Here is a 3344-nt window from a genome sequence, read left to right as displayed (position 1 = left end):
TCGGCTCGTGTTCGAGTTGAACGAGCGCGAATCGCTGGCCGACCTGAACCTGTTCGATCGGTTCATCGAGGAACTGCACGGTTTTGACTTCAAATTCGCGATTGACCAGACAACACCGGGCCACTGGGTTTTCCAGCACCTGCGTCGTCACACCGTTGATTATGTGAAGATCAATGCCGATTGGCTAACCAATCGCAGCCAGATCGCCAGGGATCGCGCGTTTATCGACAGCCTGCTGGGTCTCGCGCGAGCGTTGTCCGTCACCATCATTGCGCAGGAAATTGAAACAGCCGAACAACTCTCTGCCGTGCGGGCGGCTGGTATTTCCTGGGTTCAGGGGCCGTTATTCGCACAGGAGATGCCGCTGGCCGAACTCAGCCCCGCAGTCGATGAACCAACGACAGAGACGGACACCGCTTTGTGAGCCTCAACTAGGCTCGACGCGCGGGTGGATCAGGACGCGAGCCGAATATCTTTGAGCGTCTTCAGTGCCGCCGCACGCGCCGTTTCAATGAAGGCCACCACATAGGCCTGATCACACTCTTGCCGACGCAAAGCAAGATAAAGCGTCGCATGGATACCGTCCTCGCCCAATGGGCGCGCCACGATGCTGCCTTGCACGAGTTCATCGACGATGGCCCAGGCAGGCAATGCGGACACCCCCCGGTTACTGGCAACCCATTGGGCAATCATCACGGTCAGCTCCGAGCTTCGCGTTGCCGCCGGTTCAATGCCAGCAGGCGTTAAAAAGCGGGAAAAAATGTCCAGCCTGTTTCGATTCACGGGATAGGTAATCACCGTTTGAGAAGCCAGCATTTGCGGTGTAATGACTTTTTCTGCGACCAGAGGGTGCTGCGGTGAGAGTGCAAGCACGACTTCATAGTGAAACAGGGGAACAAAACTGATTTCCGGATCATCGACAGGATCAGAGCTGACTACGACATCCACGAGACCGCGTTTGAGCGCATCGAGTGCATCGAAGCTATGAGACAGCGATAAATCCGTATCGATATTCGGCCACTGTTCGCGGTAGGCATTCAGGGTCGGCAGAAGCCATGAAAAGCAGGAGTGGCATTCCAGCGCAATAAACAGCCGCCCCGTATCCCCACCCGCCAACTGACGCAGATCGCGATCGAGTTCGTCCATCAGTGGCAGTAATTGCGTCGCCGCCTGCAAGAAACGACGACCGGCCGGTGTAGGCTGCATGGGCCGCGAGCGGCGGGAAAACAGCGTCAATCCGTAATAATCCTCAATCGCGCGAATCTGATGCGACAACGCAGACTGCGTCAGATGCAGCTGCTCGGCCGCCAGCGCCAAAGAATCACTCTCAGCCACCGCGCGGATGGTGCGCAGGTGGCGGATTTCCAGAAACATCAGCAGCCCCAGCCGGTCGCGATCATGCGGAATCTCGCGGTGTTTTCATCGTCACCAGTTCCTCTGAAGAGGTGGGATGAATGGCGACTGTGGCATCGAATTGGGCTTTGGTCAGCCCGGCTTTCACAGCGACGGCAAAGCCTTGCAGCATTTCGTCGACACCATCACCGACCAGATGCAGGCCGACAACACGCTGTTCCTTACCCACACAAACCAGTTTCATCGCCGTTTTGAAGCCTTGCGCGGACAAGGCATAACGCATGGGCGTGAAGCGGGTCTCATAGATGGTCACCGCCTCATCGCCGAATTCTTTGCGCGCGGCCTCCTCGGTCAGGCCAACGGTACCAATCGGTGGATGAGCAAAAACGACCGTAGGGATGTTGTTGTAATCGAGCCTGGCCTGCGTTTTTCCGTTGAAGAGCCGCTCGGCCAGTTGCCGACCCGCCGCGATGGCAACCGGTGTCAGCGGTGCCCGCCCGGTGATGTCGCCAATGGCATAAATACCGGGCACATTGGTGTTCTGGTAGTCGTCGGTCGGGATGATGCCGTTTTGCTGCACGGTCACGCCGGCTGCTTCAAGCCCCAACGCACGTGTGTTCGGTGCACGGCCCACGGCCCAGATGATTTCATCGAAGGGCCCGAGTTTTTCACCATCTGACGACTCGATGAACTTGCCCACCCCGGTCTGCGTGAGCGCCTTAACCCGGAAAGGCAATTTCAAAACTACGCCCAGATGATGCAAATTCTCGGTAGCAACTTCGCGAACCATCTCATCGAACGGCGCGATCACCGATTCGAGCATATCCAGCAACGTCACCTCACTGCCGAACGAACGCAAAACGCCAGCCAACTCGACGCCGATATACCCGCCACCGATCACGGCCACGCGCGGTGGCAGCTCGGTCAGTTCAAAAAAACCGTCTGAAGTAATGCCCAGCTCCTTGCCCAGCACCGGCGGCACAAAGGGCACACCGCCCGTGGAAAGCACAATGTGCGACGCGGTGTAGATTTGCTCGTTCACGGCCACGGTGGTCGCCGAGGTCAGCACGCCCTTGCCCTGAATGACAGTGATACCCAATTCCTGTGCGTATCCGCCCCAGTAGCTGCGGATGTTGTTCACAAACTGATTGCGCCCGGCGACAAGCTTGCCGAAATCGATCTGATCGTGCACGGCAGGGAAACCCCAGCCTTCCGCTTCATGCCGCGCATGCGCCATGTTGGCGGCATACCACATGACTTTTTTCGGCACACAACCCAAATTCACGCAGGTGCCACCCAAATGCGCCGGTTCGATCACGGCGACACGCTGGCCGTATTGCACCGCGCGCTCGGCCACGGCCAAACCGCCGGAACCACCACCTAATACAATCAGATCGAATGCTGTGCTCATGAGGAATTCCTATCGTATCGGCCTGTTCGGCCTGCTTGTGGGTTTGAAAAGTATCGCCTTATCAATCACATCAGTGATTGATTTTCGGATATCGGGTCCGGGCGTGCACCGAACCCGTTATCGCTGAAAAACTCATGGATGGGGTTTTTCAGAATTCTGTTGGTGCATCACCGAAAACGAAGCGGACGGCCCAGGCCATACGCTTGAGTTTCAGTTCAGGCCCGGCGTTTCGAGCCTGAAAAGGGTGCCCACGTCTTATTGATTGGCAGCCAACCATTCGGCCAGCTTGTCGCTACCGCCGATCAATTTGCCGTCGATGAACACCTGCGGAACCGATTCCGAACCAGTCGCCGCACGTAAGCCGCGCAGATTGACGTGCTCGCCGACCAGAATTTCATCAAAGACCATGCCTGCATCACGCAACATGCCTTTGGCGCGCGCGCAGAACGGGCAGGTACGGCGGGAGAACAGCATGACAGAATGTGGTTTGACCGCATTCGGCGCCAGCCAGTCGAGCATGGTATCGGCATCGGAGACTTCATACGGGTCGCCTTCGACATTCGGCTCGATGAACATTTTT

4 protein-coding genes are annotated in these 3344 nt (G+C 57.3%); 1 reads left to right on the top strand and 3 read right to left on the bottom strand.

Going from position 1 to position 3344, the window contains the following annotated elements; translation table 11 throughout:
• A partial coding sequence (locus M7R55_RS11570) for an EAL domain-containing protein (protein ID WP_298220719.1) occupies positions 1-424 on the top strand: 424 nt, incomplete at its 5' end.
• A 29-nt stretch (positions 425-453) separates the two neighbouring features.
• Here the strand turns inward: M7R55_RS11570 and M7R55_RS11565 are convergent.
• From M7R55_RS11565 to M7R55_RS11555, 3 genes are all read right to left on the bottom strand, one after another.
• Positions 454-1374, bottom strand: coding sequence for a LysR family transcriptional regulator (locus M7R55_RS11565; protein WP_298220717.1), 921 nt, complete (start codon positions 1372-1374; stop codon positions 454-456).
• Positions 1375-1396: 22 nt separating this feature from the next.
• Positions 1397-2764, bottom strand: coding sequence for a glutathione-disulfide reductase (gene gorA, locus M7R55_RS11560; protein WP_298220715.1), 1368 nt, complete (start codon positions 2762-2764; stop codon positions 1397-1399).
• Positions 2765-3019: 255 nt separating this feature from the next.
• Positions 3020-3344, bottom strand: a 325-nt coding sequence (locus tag M7R55_RS11555; protein WP_298220714.1) for a glutaredoxin domain-containing protein, incomplete at its 5' end; no start/stop codon positions are given.

This window comes from Halothiobacillus sp. (genome assembly GCF_027346185.1).
In the GTDB taxonomy this organism is placed as follows: Bacteria; Pseudomonadota; Gammaproteobacteria; order Halothiobacillales; family Halothiobacillaceae; genus Halothiobacillus.
Note: the sequence above shows the minus strand (reverse complement) of the source record. Positions and strands in the feature narration are given on the sequence as shown.

Coding starts and splice junctions, on each gene's coding strand:
- M7R55_RS11565 (WP_298220717.1), bottom strand. CDS start 1,374: ATGTTTCTGGAAATCCGCCACCTGCGCACCATCCGCGCGGTGGCTGAG.
- gorA (WP_298220715.1), bottom strand. CDS start 2,764: ATGAGCACAGCATTCGATCTGATTGTATTAGGTGGTGGTTCCGGCGGT.